The organism is Sneathiella sp. (assembly GCF_036960985.1).
In the GTDB taxonomy this organism is placed as follows: Bacteria; Pseudomonadota; Alphaproteobacteria; order Sneathiellales; family Sneathiellaceae; genus Sneathiella.
Genome location: NZ_JBALWD010000003.1, coordinates 23,345 through 39,706 on the forward strand (window position 1 = coordinate 23,345; position 16,362 = coordinate 39,706).

At 46.9% G+C, this 16,362-nt stretch carries 15 protein-coding genes; 6 read left to right on the top strand and 9 right to left on the bottom strand.

Annotated elements, in window-relative coordinates; genetic code table 11:
* Nucleotides 1–25 precede the first annotated feature (25 nt).
* Genes lpxA through gloA form a run of 4 tightly spaced genes read left to right on the top strand, consistent with a single transcriptional unit; the run spans nt 26 to nt 3,221 of the window.
* Complete coding sequence (gene lpxA, locus V7723_RS02245; RefSeq protein WP_335682791.1) at nt 26–811, top strand: acyl-ACP--UDP-N-acetylglucosamine O-acyltransferase; 786 nt, start codon at nt 26–28, stop codon at nt 809–811.
* Nucleotides 789–1,646 (top strand): LpxI family protein, encoded by an 858-nt coding sequence (locus V7723_RS02250; RefSeq protein ID WP_335682792.1) that lies wholly within the window; start codon nt 789–791, stop codon nt 1,644–1,646. Before lpxA ends, V7723_RS02250 begins: the two co-directional genes overlap by 23 nt.
* Nucleotides 1,646–2,812 (top strand): lipid-A-disaccharide synthase, encoded by a 1,167-nt coding sequence (lpxB, locus tag V7723_RS02255; protein WP_335682793.1) that lies wholly within the window; start codon nt 1,646–1,648, stop codon nt 2,810–2,812. Before V7723_RS02250 ends, lpxB begins: the two co-directional genes overlap by 1 nt.
* 1 nt (nt 2,813) lies before the next feature.
* Nucleotides 2,814–3,221: a lactoylglutathione lyase gene (gene gloA / locus V7723_RS02260; RefSeq protein WP_335682794.1), complete on the top strand. Its 408-nt coding sequence runs from the start codon at nt 2,814–2,816 to the stop codon at nt 3,219–3,221.
* A gap of 203 nt (nt 3,222–3,424) precedes the next feature.
* Here gloA and gltA read toward each other — a convergent pair whose 3' ends face one another.
* Both gltA and gltX read right to left on the bottom strand, forming a co-directional pair.
* Nucleotides 3,425–4,732, bottom strand: coding sequence for a citrate synthase (gltA, locus tag V7723_RS02265; protein WP_335682795.1), 1,308 nt, complete (start codon nt 4,730–4,732; stop codon nt 3,425–3,427).
* Between the two features lie 134 nt (nt 4,733–4,866).
* A complete protein-coding gene (gene gltX, locus V7723_RS02270) occupies nt 4,867–6,273 on the bottom strand; it encodes a glutamate--tRNA ligase (RefSeq protein WP_335682796.1) in 1,407 nt (468 codons plus the stop codon).
* A gap of 110 nt (nt 6,274–6,383) precedes the next feature.
* Here gltX and V7723_RS02275 point away from each other — a divergent pair, with 110 nt between their 5' ends.
* Complete coding sequence (locus V7723_RS02275; protein WP_335682797.1) at nt 6,384–8,474, top strand: ComEC/Rec2 family competence protein; 2,091 nt, start codon at nt 6,384–6,386, stop codon at nt 8,472–8,474.
* A 44-nt stretch (nt 8,475–8,518) separates the two neighbouring features.
* On the opposite strand, the gene lexA is transcribed toward V7723_RS02275, so the two are convergent.
* The 6 genes from lexA to V7723_RS02305 form a co-directional block, all read right to left on the bottom strand.
* The gene (gene lexA / locus V7723_RS02280; protein ID WP_335682798.1) at nt 8,519–9,250 is read right to left on the bottom strand and encodes a transcriptional repressor LexA; all 732 of its coding nucleotides are present in this window, start codon (nt 9,248–9,250) and stop codon (nt 8,519–8,521) included.
* A 93-nt stretch (nt 9,251–9,343) separates the two neighbouring features.
* Nucleotides 9,344–10,573, bottom strand: a complete 1,230-nt coding sequence (locus V7723_RS02285) for a molybdopterin molybdotransferase MoeA (RefSeq protein ID WP_335682799.1) — start codon at nt 10,571–10,573, stop codon at nt 9,344–9,346.
* Entirely contained in the window at nt 10,570–11,046 is a 477-nt protein-coding gene (gene moaC, locus V7723_RS02290) for a cyclic pyranopterin monophosphate synthase MoaC (RefSeq protein WP_335682800.1), read from the bottom strand. Before moaC ends, V7723_RS02285 begins: the two co-directional genes overlap by 4 nt.
* 13 nt (nt 11,047–11,059) lie before the next feature.
* Entirely contained in the window at nt 11,060–11,854 is a 795-nt protein-coding gene (gene trpC, locus V7723_RS02295) for an indole-3-glycerol phosphate synthase TrpC (protein WP_443024165.1), read from the bottom strand.
* Complete coding sequence (gene trpD, locus V7723_RS02300; RefSeq protein ID WP_443024166.1) at nt 11,854–12,876, bottom strand: anthranilate phosphoribosyltransferase; 1,023 nt, start codon at nt 12,874–12,876, stop codon at nt 11,854–11,856. The genes trpC and trpD overlap by 1 nt, the downstream gene beginning before the upstream one ends.
* Before the next feature lie 8 nt (nt 12,877–12,884).
* Entirely contained in the window at nt 12,885–13,478 is a 594-nt protein-coding gene (locus V7723_RS02305) for an anthranilate synthase component II (protein WP_335682803.1), read from the bottom strand.
* Between the two features lie 220 nt (nt 13,479–13,698).
* On the opposite strand from V7723_RS02305, the gene V7723_RS02310 reads away from it, so the two are divergent.
* Nucleotides 13,699–14,841 (top strand): divergent polysaccharide deacetylase family protein, encoded by a 1,143-nt coding sequence (locus V7723_RS02310; protein ID WP_335682804.1) that lies wholly within the window; start codon nt 13,699–13,701, stop codon nt 14,839–14,841.
* 3 nt (nt 14,842–14,844) lie between these two features.
* Here V7723_RS02310 and trpE read toward each other — a convergent pair whose 3' ends face one another.
* Nucleotides 14,845–16,362 (bottom strand): anthranilate synthase component I, encoded by a 1,518-nt coding sequence (trpE, locus tag V7723_RS02315; protein ID WP_335682805.1) that lies wholly within the window; start codon nt 16,360–16,362, stop codon nt 14,845–14,847.

A 16,362-nucleotide genomic window follows, 5' to 3' on the forward strand; every position in this document is an offset into this window, starting at 1 on the left:
AAATTTGCAGGTAGCAAGGTGTTTTATGACCATGATACATGAGACGTCGATCATCGAAGATGGCGCTGTTGTTCATCCCGAAGCGACGGTTGGCCCTTTTTGTGTGGTAGGGAGAGATGTAACTCTTGCAGCCGGCGTAATCCTTAAATCACATGTTGCTGTGTCCGGCAATACGTCAATTGGTAGTGGAACAACCATATTTCCTTTTGCTTCAATCGGTCATGCCCCTCAAGATTTGAAATACCAGGGTGAGAATTCCGAATTGGTAATCGGCAAGAATTGCACGATTCGCGAACATGTGACAGTCAATCCCGGGACAACAAGTGGTGGAATGTTGACGCGTATCGGAGACAATTGTTTATTAATGATTGGCGCTCATGTGGCCCATGATTGTCTCATTGGGAATGACGTTATCCTGGTTAATAACGCCACGTTGGGTGGCCATGTTGAAATTGGAAACTACGTTATCATTGGCGGTCTGTCTGCTGTTCACCAATTCGTTCGCATTGGTGAACACGCGATGATAGGAGGCGCATCGGGAATTGAAACGGATGTAATTCCATTCGGCTCTGCGACAGGCAATCGGGCAAATATTAATGGGCTGAATTTGACGGGTATGAAAAGGCGCGGGATTGAACGCGAAGACATTCATATTTTGCGCAGTGCTTATAAATATTTATTCTCGGATGAGGGAACCTTCTCTGATCGAGCCAGTGAGTTATCAGAGAAATTTCCAAATTCAGCTTCTGTTCAAATTGTTCACAAATTTTTAAATGAAGAATCAAAACGTGGATTCTGCCAAACAAACTAAAACCCTGGCACGTCGCGTCGGCATTATTGCTGGGCGAGGAAATTTACCTATTGCTTTGGCGCGGTCTTTACGTGCAGACGGCGAGATGCCTTTTTTACTCCTGATTGAAGGGGAAGCAGATCCAGATCACTATGCTGACTTCCCCTACAAAGTCGTTAGAATTGCCAAAGTTGGGCAATTTTTAAAAACTCTTGCTGCGGAAAAATGTACCCACATAACGTTGGCGGGACCTGTTAATCGACCCGATTTTAAAAAGCTGGTCCCTGATTTCGAAGGCATAAAGCTTCTCGCGAAAATAAGTGGAACGTTAAGCAAAGGGGATGACGGATTGATGACCGCCATTACGACTTTTATCAAGAACAAGGGGTTTGAGATTGTTGGCGCTCACGAGCTAACCGGCAGTATGTCCATAAGTAAAGAGCAATTGGGATCAGTCAGTCCCTCAGAACAAGACCGCAAGGACATCAAAGAAGGTATCCGGATCGTTAAGGCGATAGGAGAACTGGATATTGGACAGGCGGCAATTGTTCGGGATGGCTATGTCCTAGCAGTGGAAGCCGCTGAAGGAACAGATGGGCTATTGCAACGCGTTAAAACCTTTTCCTGGGATAACCCGGCCGGTGTTCTCATTAAGCTTTCTAAACCGGGACAAGATCTTCAAGCAGACATGCCGACAATCGGCCCTGAAACGGTCACTGAAGCCATTGACGGAAATTTACGGGGTATTGCTGTAGAAGCAGGCCTAACACTTGTTCTGGATAAGGCAGAGATCATTCGGCGTGCGGATGAGGGAGGAATATTTGTTCTCGGTGTAAGCGACAGTTTTAAAGTCTGATGGATGGAAAAAGGAAATATAGAATATTTCTAACCGCCGGAGAACCATCTGGCGATGCCCTGGGCGTCAAGCTTATGCAAGGCCTGAAGATAAAACTGCCTGATCAAGTAGAATTTTTTGGTGTGGGCGGCCCTTTAATGTGCGCAGAAGGTATGTGTTCTCTATTTCCTATGGAAGAATTGACCGTCATGGGATTATTCGAAGTTCTTCCAAGGCTTCGGCTTATTCTGAGCCGTATTTCCGAAACAGCCAAAAACGTATCAGAGACGAAATCTGATATCTTTATTTCCATTGATGCGCCGGATTTTAGTTTTCGGGTGGCCAAAAAACTAAACGGATCCGTTATCCCTAAAGTGCACTATGTGGCTCCCTCTGTTTGGGTGTGGCGGCCGGGGAGAGCGAAAAAGATCGCTGCACTGTACGACCACCTCCTTACTGTTTTGCCATTCGAGCCCCTCTATTTTACAGCCGTTGGCTTACCCTCGACATTTGTCGGACATTCTGTTGTGGAAACCGGCGCGGACAACGGCGATGCGGCTGCTTTCAAAGCGGCTTACCAGATCCCGCAGGACGAAAAAATTCTCTTACTTTTGGCAGGTAGTCGTCGCGGAGAAGTGGCCCGGCATTTACCCATATTCGAGGAAGCGTTGAAACGAGTGAAAGCTGACGTTGGAAACTTCACCGTAGTTGCCCCAGTAATTGGTCCCACCGGCAAAATTGTCAGCGATGCCCTGCGGTCCTGGCCTTTCAAAAGCATCATCATTGACGGTGCGGCAGAAAAATATGATGCCATGGCGGCAGCTGATGTTGCACTTGCGGCTTCTGGCACAGTGGGATTGGAACTCGCACTTGCCGGCTTACCAAATGTGATTGGGTACAAAATGAACCCGTTAACGTCTTGGTTTGCGCGGCGGATGATCAAAATTAGACATGTAAATTTGGTCAACATTCTTTTGAAGAGAGATGTCGTGCCCGAACATATTCTGGAATTCTGTACGGTCGAAAATTTGCACCGGTCATTGACTGAACTTTTCCGGTCTGAACAAAAAAGAAAAGCCCAGATTGATCAGTTTCAAGAGGCCATGTTATTATTAGGGCAGGGCGGTCAAGCCCCCGGGGTGCGTGCAGCAAACGTAATAGTGAAACTTCTCACTGAGAAAGACTAAAATGAACGAAAAAAATACTAGTAATTTCAGAATGTTACACACGATGATTCGTGTAAAAAATCTAGATAAATCTATCAAGTTTTATGTGGAGAATTTGGAAATGAAACTTCTACGTAAAACAGATTTTCCAGGCGGTAAATTTACGTTGGCCTTTGTTGGTTATGGAGATGAAAAAGATACAACGGTTGTTGAACTAACACATAACTGGGATCAAGCTGAACCCTATGATCTGGGAAACGGTTTTGGACATCTGGCGTTAGGTGTACAAGATATTTATGGAATCTGCGAAAAACTTGAAGCACAAGGCGTTGAAATTCCAAGGCCGGCCGGTCCCATGAAACACGGAAAATCGGTCATTGCTTTCATTAAAGACCCAGATGGTTACATGATTGAACTAGTAGAGCGCTAGTTTAACCTACGTACCATGCGCCCGCGAAAAAAAGTATGCCGGCCAACGGCAAAACATAGACGAAAGCTTTTTTCATACGAAACGCGAATGGCGCACCGTTATCGTTCGCCGCGCGCAGATATAATTTTGTTGGTTTTGCGACCCCTTCGGAACGAACCGAAGGGGGCGTTTTGATATTTATGTTGGAGCGGAATGCCACAATACTATCGCTTATTCAAATCAACATAAGGCCGCTCATCGTACCCTGTATAAAGCTGACGCGGGCGGCCAATTTTTTGTGATGGATCTTCCATCATTTCATTCCATTGAGCGACCCAGCCAACTGTCCGTGCAAGTGCAAATAGAACGGTAAACATACTTGTTGGAAAACCTAAGGCCTGCAATATGATGCCGGAGTAAAAATCGACATTTGGGAACAATTTCTTTTCAACAAAATATGGGTCTTCGAGCGCAATGCGTTCAAGTTCTATGGCCAGCTTGAGCATGGGTTCGTCGCGAATGCCCAGTTCGTCCAAAACTTCGTGACATGTTTGTTGCATGACTTTCGCCCGAGGGTCGTAGTTCTTATATACCCGATGGCCGAAACCCATTAACCGGAAAGGATCGTTTTTGTCCTTGGCTTTTGCTATATACTCTTGGACCCGATCGACGGTACCAATTTCGTTTAGCATCGCCAGAACCGCCTCATTAGCGCCGCCATGGGCAGGGCCCCAAAGGCAGGCAATTCCCGCGGCAATACATGCGAAAGGATTAGCTCCCGATGAGCCCGCCAGACGAACTGTTGACGTGGATGCATTCTGTTCATGGTCAGCATGTAGAATAAAAATGCGATCCATGGCACGGGAAACCGTTGGCGACATTTTATATTGCTCGGCTGGAACACTGAACGTCATATGCAGAAAGTTCTCGGCATAGGACAAATCATTGCTCGGGTAGATGAACGGTTGTCCAACCGAATATTTATACGCCATGGCGGCAATCGTCGGCATTTTGGCGATTAGACGGTAGCTGGCGATCATCCGTTGTTTTGGATCGTTTATATCTGTGCTGTCATGATAGAAAGCTGAAAGTGCACCTACGACACCCACCATAATAGCCATTGGATGTGCGTCACGACGGAAACCCTTGAAGAATTGGATCAGTTGTTCGTGCAACATTGTATGATACGTAATGTCGTGGGAGAATTTATCTTTCTGAGCAGAATTGGGCAGTTCACCTTTTAGCAATAGAAAGCAGACTTCCATGAAATCACTGTGTTCTGCCAACTCTTCGATTTTGTAGCCACGGTGCATCAAAACGCCTTCGTCGCCGTCGATATAAGTGATGGCTGACTCACATGAGGCTGTCGATGTAAAACCCGGATCATAGGTAAAATGGCCGGTTTGCGCATAGAGTTTACGAACATCAACGACAGAGGGACCAACACTTCCGGATAACAACGGTAAATCCGTCGCGCCATCTTGTTTATCTTCGCTAAGTTTTACATTTCCAGTGACAGTTGAGCTGCTCATTAATTCCCTATCCTTCATTAAGCAGGCACCAATTTGCCCGCGTCAGGTTGCAAAAACTCGAAACAGAGTTTAACTTTTTGCCATTATAAGAGACTAGTCCGTTTATGTCCAAAGGGACACATGACTGGCGCGGCTTATGACATAGATACCGCATCTCGGATTCGTCCGATTGATTCTTCTCGCCCAAGTACCTCGAGAACATCAAATATTCCGGGCGAAACAGTGGTGCCCGTTAACGCCGCCCGCAAAGGCTGCGCAATTTTCCCCAATTTTAACTCTTCTGATTCCGCCGCTGCCCGAACAGCAGATTCTGCAGATTCTTTCGTCCACTCACTCTGTTGCTCCAACCGGTCGGCTAACCGGGAAAGAACACCTTTTGCAACATCGTCCAGTAAATTACTGGCTTTGTCGTCTAATGCCAAAGGTCGGTTGGCAATAAGGAAGAGAGAGCTATCTGCGAGGGATATTACTGATTTTGCTCGTTCTTTCAAGCCGTTCATGGATTTTTCTATTAACTGTTCGCCCTCTGGCGACACGGATTTACCAGTTTTCTGCTCGATAACTGGTAAAATTAGGGCGGTTAAATATAGGTTATCTGCCTCTCGTATGTAGATGCCATTGAGGTTCTCCAGTTTGGTAAAATCAAATCGAGACGCCGATTTCCCTACGTTTTCAAGATTAAACCACTCGATAGCCTGTTCTGTGGAAATGAGTTCATCGTCGCCGTGTGACCAGCCTAACCTTATAAGATAATTTCGGAGTGCTTCTGGCAGATATCCCATATCCCGATAAGCTTCAACGCCTAACGCTCCGTGTCGTTTTGACAATTTCGCGCCGTCCGGTCCATGAATCAAGGGAATATGGGCGACTTTTGGAACTCGCCAGCCAATAGCTTCAATCAGTTGCTGTTGGCGCGCTGCGTTAGTTAGGTGATCATCGCCGCGAATAATATCCGTTACGCCCATATCATAATCATCGACAACCACAGAAAGCATATAAGTGGGCGTCCCATCCGCGCGCAGCAGTATCATATCGTCCAACTGTGCATTTGAAAAAGTAACCGGTCCTTGAACGGCATCCTGAACGGTTATGGTGCCTGTATCGGGTGATCTGAAGCGAACTACTGGATCAACACCCTCAGGGGCCTCTGAGAGGGCTTTGTCGCGCCACCGGCCATCATAGACGGGCGGGCGGCCTTCCGCTTTTGCTGTTTCTCTCATTTCCGTCAGTTCTTCTTTAGAAGCATAGCAATGATAGGCTTTTCCCTGACGTAAAAGATCGTTTGCCACTTCCGCATGCCGATCCCGTCGGGAGAACTGAAAAATCGGATCTTCATCCCAGTCCAGGCCGAGCCAGGTCATGCCATCTAAAATTGCGTGAATTGCTTCATCTGTTGAGCGTTGGCGATCGGTATCTTCAATTCTCAAAAGAAACTTGCCGTTATTGTGGCGGGCATAAAGCCAATTGAATAGCGCCGTACGGGCACCGCCGATATGGAGAAAACCAGTAGGAGAGGGGGCAAATCGTGTTACAACTTCCATGAGTATTCACTTTGCAGTTAATTCTTACAATGGTTTTGTAAGAATTTGGATTGATAAATTTAGACATTTTGTACTCTGTGTGATGCCGCAGAGCAAGTAGAGCGTGACAGATGGTTGTTACGAAAATTAAAGCTAACTTCGGTGTGTCCAAATTTTTGACACTGGTTGACCGCGATCGTTCACGTTGGTTTTTCTGGTTTCCTGTTGCACTAGCCAGTGGAATTGCGCTGTATTTCAGTTTGACTTGGCATCCTTCACCCTTCTGGATTTCGGCAACTCCTGCTGCAATACTCGTCGTGGCTTTTGTCAGGCATTCTCGATTTAGGTCAATACGTCTTTTCTTATTCTTTGTATTAGCTATGAGTATGGGGTTTTCAGCCTGCATAATTCGGACATATGTTGTTGGCGCCCCTGTTTTGCAGAAGAAAAAAGTGACCACTGTGTCCGGCGTTATTCTAGACATCTCATCGGGTCTTTCGGCGCACCGACTTTTATTGGGTGAACTAGAATTTGGTGTTGGAAGCGATATCCCCAAGCTGAAATATTTAAGGTTCACTGCCCGGATGCCCGTTGATCATCTACACCCCGGACAAATAGTTGAAACGAAGGTTGTATTGTTGCCGCCGCCGGCACCGGCATATCCCGGCGGTTTCGATTTTCAAAGACATTCCTATTTTAAGTCCATTGGGGCCGTAGGGTATAGCATCAGCAATATTCGGGTTGTTGGTGAGATATCTGGAACTATCGAAACTTTCCGTCGCCTTTCTTCGCGCCTTCGCGGAGCAATTTCCGACAATATAAAAATGTTGGCGCCTCCGGTCGCGGCAGGATTTATCACCGCCGTTTCAACAGGGGATAAACGTGCGATGCCTGATGAGCAGATCGACAATATGCGTCATTCGGGTTTGGCACATTTGCTCGCTATATCTGGTTTGCACATGGGGATGATTGGCGGGTTAATTTTCTTTATTACGCGTTTCGTGCTCGTTCTTATGCCCTATGTTGCACTCCACTATCAGATTAAAAAAAATGCGGCAATTATTGCTCTTCTCGGTCTTACTGGGTATCTGTTTATCAGCGGCATGAGTGTCTCCGCAATTCGGGCCTATATCATGATTTCGGCTATATTTTTGGCCATTTTTTTTGATCGGACGGCGCTGTCATTTCGCATGGTTGTCCTTGCGGCATTAATTATTCTCCTTCTGTTTCCGGAAAGCCTGACGACAGCAAGTTTTCAAATGTCATTTGCAGCGGTTTTTGCGCTTATCTCGCTATATGAAACGATTGGTCCCAAACTAGGACAGTTTGCACGAAGCGGTGGGCTTCCCAGACGTCTTATCGCTTATGTATTTGGAATTGTTCTGACGTCCCTTGTCGCAGGGCTAGCAACGGCTCCTTTCGCCGTTTTTCATTTTGGCCAAGTTGCCGCTTATAGTTTGATCGCGAATTTATTTGCCGTACCGATTATGGGGCTTTGGGTCATGCCTTGGGGTATTGTTGCCTTTATCGCTATGCCATTTCAGATTTCATTTCCGTTTGAAATGATGGGCGTTGGAATTGATCTTATTCTCTGGATTGCTGATGAAACAGCTCATTGGCCAAATTCTGTTCAATATTTAGGAACATTTTCAACATCAAAACTAGTTCTTATCACTTTGTTCAGCCTATGGTTTATGATCTGGCGTACTTCAATTCGCTGGGCAGCTTTGCCTTTTCTTTGTGCGCTTCTATTTGCTTATAAACCATCTCTGGCTCCTGATATCCTGATTTCAGAAACAGGCAATTTATACGCTGTTCGATTATCTGATGAAAAATTGTATTTGTCATCGAAACGTGTTGAAAAATTTGAGGCAGAGCGTTGGCAACTACTCTTCGGACCTATTATCAATGTCACCGCCTCGAAAAAAGTTAACTGTGATCCGTATGGTTGCGTTTTTTTATCGGGCACAGAAGTAATAGCTTTGCCGAAAAATGAACAAGCTCTGGCGATGGATTGTGGTCGGGTGGATATAATCCTTAGCAGGACGCCGGTTAAACGCCCTTGTGCTGCCTTGGAGATAATCGACAAATTTGATCTTTGGAGAAAGGGTTCCCATAGCATTTGGCTTGAAAAATACGGGACACTCCGGATTGAAACGGTTAATGGCGTTCGTGGCGATCGTCCTTGGGTGCCAAACCGTTATTCTTTCGCAAAAAAATGATATATACTAAGCGTATTCAATTGCTTACTAGATTTTTCGAAGTTTTAATATTTCCGGAAAAGGCCGACTAATTGTCCTTGAACCTTCACCTGATCCGGTCCAAAAATACGCGTTTCATAGTCTGGATTAGCCGCTTCCAGAGCGACAGACCCGCCTCTACGGCGCAGTCGTTTCAAGGTTACTTCTCCATCATCAATTAAAGCGACAACAATTTTACCATTTTCCGCCGTATTACTTTCGCAAATAACCACTGTATCCCCATCATGTATACCTGCATCAACCATTGAGTCACCTGCAACTTCAAGGCAATAATGCTTGCCGCTACCGACCATGCCAGCTGGAACATTTATAAAATTGCTAGGATCCGCCAATGCTTCGATCGGAGTACCTGCAGCAATCCGGCCATAAAGTGGCAGTGAAATGCTGTTTTCGTCCGGCTCATTTACATCTAGAAGCGGTTCTTTGGTAGTTTTGCTGGAATTACCAAAATCACCTTGAATAAGGCTCAGGGTGACTGGCGAGGCGCTCGTATCTGCCGTCGCCGCATTCATGGGCACAACATCATCCGGCAATTTCAAAATTTCTAGCGCACGGGCGCGATGGGGCAAACGCCGAATAAATCCTCGTTCCGTTAATCCCGTAATAAGCCGATGAATTCCTGATTTCGATTTTAAATCAAGTGCTTCCTTCATTTCGTCGAACGAAGGAGATACCCCTCTGGTTTCAAGGCATTTATGGATATACATAAGAAGTTGATGTTGTTTATTGGTAAGCATGACCTCTTTCACCATCAAAGAACAAAACGAAAACAATAGCTAATGTTCTACAAAGGTTCTCATTCCACGTCAAGCGCTAATATAGGATTTTTCTTAGACGTCCGGATAGGCAGCCCGAAGTTTTATAATCATTACACGTGACTGCGCCGTAAGCGCGGATGCGGAGGGGGACCTTAACACAAGGCAGTCGGCATCAGCGAGAGGCGACAGCATGGAACTATCTTGTTTTTCAAATAACTCAACAATCGGTAAACCGCCGTCTTCACCAGTAATTCTGGCTCTCAGATAATCCTCACGTTGATCATTTTCTTTAACAGAATGGCTAATGATAGCGGGTGAAAGCGGGGGGAGACGTGGGGGAAGGCCTAAAAGCGCATCGATCGCCGGTATCAAGAAAAGAAAACTGCAAATCATGCTGGACACAGGATTTCCCGGCATTCCTAACATCGGAGTTCCGTTTAGATCACCTGACATCAGCGGTTTTCCCGGTCGCATGGCAATGCGCCAAAAATCGATGGACAGGCCTTCCTTGCCCAATACGGACTGAACCAAATCATGATCACCGACGGAGGCTCCTCCCAACGTAACCAACATATCAGCTGACTGAGCACCGGCAGCCATCTGACGCAAGGAGTCTTCATTGTCCTTGGCGATGCCTAAATCGATGGCTTCGCCGCCAGTTTGTTGAATAAGAGCGGCAACAAGCAAGCTGTTGGAGGAAATAATTTGATTATGGCCCACAGGTTCTCCGGGGCGGACTAGCTCGTCACCAGTTGATAGCAGCGCAATCCTTGGTCGGCGGCGTACTGTGACCCATGGAACATTCATGGCGGCAAGTAACCCTATGTCGCGCGCTGAAAGCCGTCTGTTGGCTTTCAGACCAACGGCTCCTTCCGTGAAATCGAGGCCGGCAGGACGGACATAATGCCCAACAGGTGTTATTTCACGTATTTCGACGTATTCATTTTGCTGGCTGTCTTCACCAAGGTTGGTGTCCTCTTGAATAACAATGCTGTCTGTTCCCTCAGGCAAAGGGCCACCGGTAAAGATGCGAACTGTTTCACCTACTTTAACCATACCGTTATAGCTCCCCCCCGCGGGAGCTTCACCAATAATTTTGAGTTTTGCTGGTATGGTTTGCGTATCCGAAGATTTAACGGCAAAGCCATCCATCGCGGACATATGCGAGGGTGGTTGAGTGCGCCGCGCCAATACATCTTCCGTCAGGACACGGCCGAGGGCCTGGTCCAGGGAAACAACCTCGGTATCAACGGTCGAAATTTCTTTGAGGATCTGGGATCTGGCTTCATCTACCGATATCATAATACGCTATAACTTCCTGATTTTCCGCCGCTTTTTTCCAATAACTTGGTATTGGATATGTTCATGCCACGATCGACGGCTTTACACATATCGTAAATTGTCAGAACAGTAATACTGGCTGCTGTCAACGCTTCCATTTCGACGCCTGTTCGTCCCTTAAGCTTGCAGGTTGCCAAAGCCTCTATGGCATTATCAGTTTCATGGATCGTAAATTCTATTCCTACATGAGTTAGGGCCAGGGAATGGCAGAGGGGAATGAGGTCGGCGGTTTTCTTGGCGGCCATAATTCCCGCTAGCCGAGCTACTCCGAGTACGTCGCCTTTTTTTGCCTTGCCGTTTTGAATTAACTTTAAAGTTTCAGGTTGCATGGTGATGGTTGCAGTAGCTTTCGCAACGCGCTCAGTAATGTCTTTTTTACCCACATCGACCATATGGGCATCACCTTTATCATCGAAATGAGTAAAGTCTCCCATCTTATTAATATCCTTATGTTTTTTTGAGTAAATGATGGACAGCCGCCGCAACGTCTTGTTGCCGCATCAAGGATTCACCAACCAGAAAGCACCCGCATCCGACCTTTTCCATTCGGGAGAGATCTGCCGGTGTATACAAACCGCTTTCACTGACAGCCAGACATCCATCGGGAAGATTAGAGGAGAGTTCTTCCGTCGTCGCGATATCAACGGCCAGGGTTTTCAGATTTCTGTTATTTATCCCGATAAGTGGACTTTTTAATACGCTTGTTCGTTCCAATTCTGCCAGGTCATGAACTTCAATTAAAACATCCATGCCCCATTCTGTAGCGCATTGCTCTAATTCTTGAGCCAGTTCATCACCGAGCGCCGCCATGATCAGAAGTATGCAGTCGGCGCCCAAGGCCCTTGCCTCCGTAACCTGATACGGGTCAAGCATAAAATCCTTTCGCAGGACAGGTAGGGACGTTGCATTGCGGGCGGCGACGAGGTAATCGTCGCATCCTTGAAAATACGGTTGATCCGTCAAGACAGATATACAAGTTGCTCCGCCGACCTCATATGCTTTTGCGAGGCTCGGAGGATCAAAATCTTCACGGATTAATCCTTTCGAGGGAGAGGCTTTTTTGATTTCCGCAATCAAACCGTAATCTCCAACCGCGCGCCGAGATCGTAAGGCGCTAATAAATCCGCGCGTCGGCGAGGCTGCTTTCGCCAACTTGTCCAATTCCGACAGCGACATCTGGTTTTTGCAAGATTGGATATGTTCGCGTTTATCGTCGCATATTTTGGCTAAAATACTCATGATCAAGCCATAGTTTCATTGGTGATGCGTTTCATATTTTCAAAAGCGGCAAGTGCTTTACCTTCATCGATAGAGGCTGCGGCCAGCGAAATTCCTTCTTCGACAGTTTGGCATTTTCCGCCAATCATAATCGCCGCGCCTGCGTTCAGCAGAGTCACATCGCGATATGGACCTTTGTCACCATTTAATAACGAGAGCATGGCTTTAGCGTTCTCTTCAGGCAATCCACCTTTAAGATCGTCCAGGCTCACTCTTTTCAACCCAAACTGCTCCGGCGTAATTTTAAATTCGCTGATTTCACCGTTTTTCATTTCAACGACTTGAGAGGGGCCTGTGGTCGTTAATTCATCTAGGCCGTCAGATCCATACATGACCCAGATATGTTCGGAACCCAACTCCCGCAATGTCTCCGCCATTGGGCGCATCCAACGGGGATCATAGACCCCAATCAGCTGTCGTTTTACGGCGGCCGGGTTTGACATGACTCCCAACAGGTTAAAAATTGTCCGAATGCCCAACTCAATTCGCGTAGGGCCCACATGGCGCATGGCACCATGATGCCGGTAGGCAACCATAAAACCAATGCCTGCCTCATCAATTGCTCGTTGCGTAAGAGAGAAATCGCATTCCGTATTGATTCCGAGCACAGCCTGTACATCTGCCGTGCCTGACCGTGAGGAGGCTGCTTTATTTCCGTGTTTTGCGACGGGAACACCTGCACCAGCCGTTACAAAAGCGGCTGAGGTTGAAATATTTAGTGTTCCGTGGCCATCACCCCCCGTGCCGACAACATCAACCGCGCCTTCCGGTGCTTTAAGGTAGATCGCTTTTTCCCGCATTATACTGGTTGCACCGATAAGCTCTTCGACGGTTTCCCCGCGAACATGCAGACCCATGAGAAAGGCGCCCATTTGAGATGGTGTCGCGTCACCAGACAAGATGATACTGAATGCCTTGCGGGTTTCATCAATACTCAAGCTTTGTCCGGCGGCGATCTTGGAGACCAACGCCTTAAAATTTGCCATATTGTCGGTCATGCAGCTGCCTTTGCGTCCGGCTTCGTAAGATTTAGAAAATTCTGGAGGAGGGCATGACCATGTTCTGAGGCAATGCTTTCCGGGTGGAATTGAACACCATGGAGCGGCAGGTCTTTATGGCTCAGTCCCATAATAACGCCGTCAGAAGTTGTCGCCGTAATTTCAAGGGTATTTGGGACTGTCGACGGATCGATGGTCAGCGAATGATACCTTGTCGCGATAAAATCATCGGGTAATCCTTTGAAAACACTTGTTCCTGAATGCTTTATTTTTGAGGTCTTACCGTGCATTAATTGATCAGCCCGGACGACTTTGCCGCCAAATACCTGTCCGATCGCTTGATGTCCCAAACAGACGCCAAGCACTGGGGTATTTTCGACTGCAGCCCTTTTGACCAGATCAAGGCATATTCCGGCTCGATCAGGATCGCAAGGTCCTGGTGAGAGCACAATACCTGATGGGCTTTCAGCCATAACTTCTTCGACAGTGACAACATTATTTCGATAAACCTTTACATCCGCCCCCAATTCTCCCAGGAAATGAACGAGGTTATAGGTGAAACTATCGTAATTATCTATAAGTGTAATCATATCAATATCTTGTACGGTTTAGTTAATTATTGAACTGAAAAAGACAGCTGCAAATTCGATGCCTACACGGCATCTTAGCAGTTTCTATTATTTTACGATATGGTCAAGTCGTGAAAAGAGTGCTTGCCATAATTAAACCGCAGTCTTTATACCTTATTAACCATAGTGTTATAGCGTCTCTAGTTGTGAAACTAGATATCAACGTCGGGGGAAAATGAAGGTGCAGAAACAGTCCCGGAAAAAGGGAAATAGAAAATCCGCGGATCGTCGCAAATTCTCGTCAGATCGATTGCTGGATTCCCCACCGAGATTAATCATCTTATGCTTGGCTGTGCTGGTCATTAGTGGCAGTGGTGGAATATTGCTAGGAAAAGTTCTGACCCACTATGAGGTAAGTTATGAAATTTCTTCCGTAAACGCGTTTTTTGGCCCTACAGTTACTGAAGAGGCCACGGTGGAAAGTCCTTATTCATCGAACGACTATCCATTCGAAAGCCCTTACGTTTATAACGATTATCCGTTACCTGATATTCAAAAGGTTCAAGTAGCGGCTTTGACTCCCGAGATAATCAATATTCAACCGGCAGACAAAACCGGCGACGCATTAGCATTACCCACTGAAAATACAGATAATATTGATCAACCGCCGTGGAAGAAATATGCGGTTCTCGCACCACCATCTAACGGCAGACCAATCATTGCCTTGATAATTGATGATGTCGGGCTAAGTCGGGATCGCGTACAAGATCTCGTTGATTTGCCGGAACTGCTAACACTTGCTTATCTGCCTTATGCTCCTGCTATACAAAGTAAAGTGGAAATGGCGCGACTGCGAGGCCATGAAGTAATGCTGCATTTGCCCATGCAACCTTCTGATAACCATACAGATCCTGGCCCAGATGCCTTACTTGTTGGTTTGTCGGATGAAGAAATTCGTCGGCGGACAATTAAAAATCTGGATAGCTTTGATGGATATGTTGGTGTGAATAATCACATGGGTAGTCGGTTTACAGCGGATGGGCGATTGATGGCAATTGTCATGGATATAATGGCGCAACGCGGTCTGCTTTTCCTGGATAGCAAAACAACACCACGATCTACCGGTTATAAGTTGGCGGTACAGCGGGGCATGCCGTCTGCAAAACGGGATATTTTCATCGACAATATAATTGAGGAAGCCGCAATATTAAAGCAGCTTGAAAAAGTCGAGAAAATTGCCGTCCGAAAAGGCGTCGCAATTGCCATTGGCCATCCCCATAAGCAAACTATATCGGCTTTGAAAAAATGGCTTCCGTTGGCAGCCGACAAAGGTTTTATATTTCTTCCGGTGAGCGCCATAACATCGTTGACCTTTAACGGTTAGCCTCTAACGGTTTCGGTTTGTATCCGATGCATAGCGAACAGCTTCCTGGGCTGCACGAACCAGGGCCTTAGCCTTATTGACTGTTTCCTGGTACTCGGCTTCAGGATTGCTGTCGGCAACGACGCCGCCGCCAGCTTGAATATATACCTTATTATCCTTCACTACAGCCGTGCGTAGGGCGATACAGGTATCCATGGATCCGTTTGCTGAAATATAGCCGACGGCGCCGCCATATATCCCGCGGCGGCTCTTTTCAAGTTCGTCAATAATTTCCATGGCCCGTACTTTTGGAGCTCCGGAGACCGTGCCCGCTGGAAATCCAGCTTTCAAGGCATCGATGGCCGTTAGTCCATCTGCGATATCGCCTTCAACATTGGAGACTATATGCATAACATGAGAGTAATTCTCGATTTCCATTTTTTCAGTGACAACCACTGAGCCAATTTTAGCCACGCGGCCAACGTCATTCCGTCCTAGATCCAACAGCATTAGATGCTCGGCCAGTTCTTTAGGGTCAGATAACAAATCTTCGGCTAACGCCGTGTCTTCCGCTGCGGTTACGCCGCGGGGGCGCGTTCCCGCTATGGGGCGGATGGTAACTTTGCCATCACGCAAGCGAACGAGAATTTCCGGGCTTGATCCGACGACAGAAAAGGTTCCAAAATTCAAATAGAACATGAAGGGTGATGGATTTGTCCGTCGAAGAGCGCGATAAAGGGCGAGGGATGTCAAATTGAAGGGCAATTCGAACCGTTGAGACGGGACAACCTGAAAGATATCGCCAGCGCGGATATATTCTTTGGCTTTCTCAACCATACCGAAATATTCGTCTTTTGACGTGTTCGATGTTGGTTCCGGCAAATCTAGGGTGCCGCTATCCAATGTGGCGATATGAGGTAAGCTGCGTTCGAAATCATGGACGGCATCCGAAAGCCGTTCCGCAGCCTGATTATACGCATTCTGCGCAGATCGATCGTCATTGGCCCATACGGGAGTAACAATGGTGACAACATCAAGGATTGAATCGAAAATTGCCATTACAGTCGGCCGAATAAACATTCCGTCAGGAACACCTAATTCATTGTCATTACCGTCCGGAATGTCTTCCATCAGGCGGACCGTATCATAGGACATGTAACCGACTAATCCGGCAGCCATGGGCGGTAGATTTTCAGGAAGATCAATGTGGCTCTCGTCGATTAATGCCTGCAAGCTTTCCAAAACAGGCATGTCACAAGCAATAAAAGCATCAGGGTCGAACCTGGCGGTCCGATTAATACGCGCTTCCGTGCCATCACAGCGCCAGATCAAATCCGGTTTTAGACCAATAATAGAGTAACGTCCGCGAACGGCACCGCCTTCGACAGATTCCAGTAAAAAGGAATTTGGCTGGCCTTCCGCGAGTTTCATCATGGCAGAAACCGGTGTTTCCAAATCGGCAACCAAAGTTGTCCAGAGGATTTGCGAACCGCCTTGGCTATGGGTTTCTTTAAACTCCGCGAAGGAGGGTTGTATGGACAT

Bases quoted from the DNA above. Each gene is read 5' to 3' on its own strand.
- lpxA (WP_335682791.1), top strand. From the start codon at position 26: ATGACCATGATACATGAGACGTCGATCATCGAAGATGGCGCTGTTGTT.
- lpxB (WP_335682793.1), top strand. From the start codon at position 1,646: ATGGATGGAAAAAGGAAATATAGAATATTTCTAACCGCCGGAGAACCA.
- gloA (WP_335682794.1), top strand. From the start codon at position 2,814: ATGAACGAAAAAAATACTAGTAATTTCAGAATGTTACACACGATGATT.
- gltA (WP_335682795.1), bottom strand. From the start codon at position 4,732: ATGAGCAGCTCAACTGTCACTGGAAATGTAAAACTTAGCGAAGATAAA.
- gltX (WP_335682796.1), bottom strand. From the start codon at position 6,273: ATGGAAGTTGTAACACGATTTGCCCCCTCTCCTACTGGTTTTCTCCAT.
- V7723_RS02275 (WP_335682797.1), top strand. From the start codon at position 6,384: ATGGTTGTTACGAAAATTAAAGCTAACTTCGGTGTGTCCAAATTTTTG.
- lexA (WP_335682798.1), bottom strand. From the start codon at position 9,250: ATGCTTACCAATAAACAACATCAACTTCTTATGTATATCCATAAATGC.
- V7723_RS02285 (WP_335682799.1), bottom strand. From the start codon at position 10,573: ATGATATCGGTAGATGAAGCCAGATCCCAGATCCTCAAAGAAATTTCG.
- moaC (WP_335682800.1), bottom strand. From the start codon at position 11,046: ATGGGAGACTTTACTCATTTCGATGATAAAGGTGATGCCCATATGGTC.
- trpD (WP_443024166.1), bottom strand. From the start codon at position 12,876: ATGGCAAATTTTAAGGCGTTGGTCTCCAAGATCGCCGCCGGACAAAGC.
- V7723_RS02305 (WP_335682803.1), bottom strand. From the start codon at position 13,478: ATGATTACACTTATAGATAATTACGATAGTTTCACCTATAACCTCGTT.
- trpE (WP_335682805.1), bottom strand. From the start codon at position 16,362: ATGTCCATACAACCCTCCTTCGCGGAGTTTAAAGAAACCCATAGCCAA.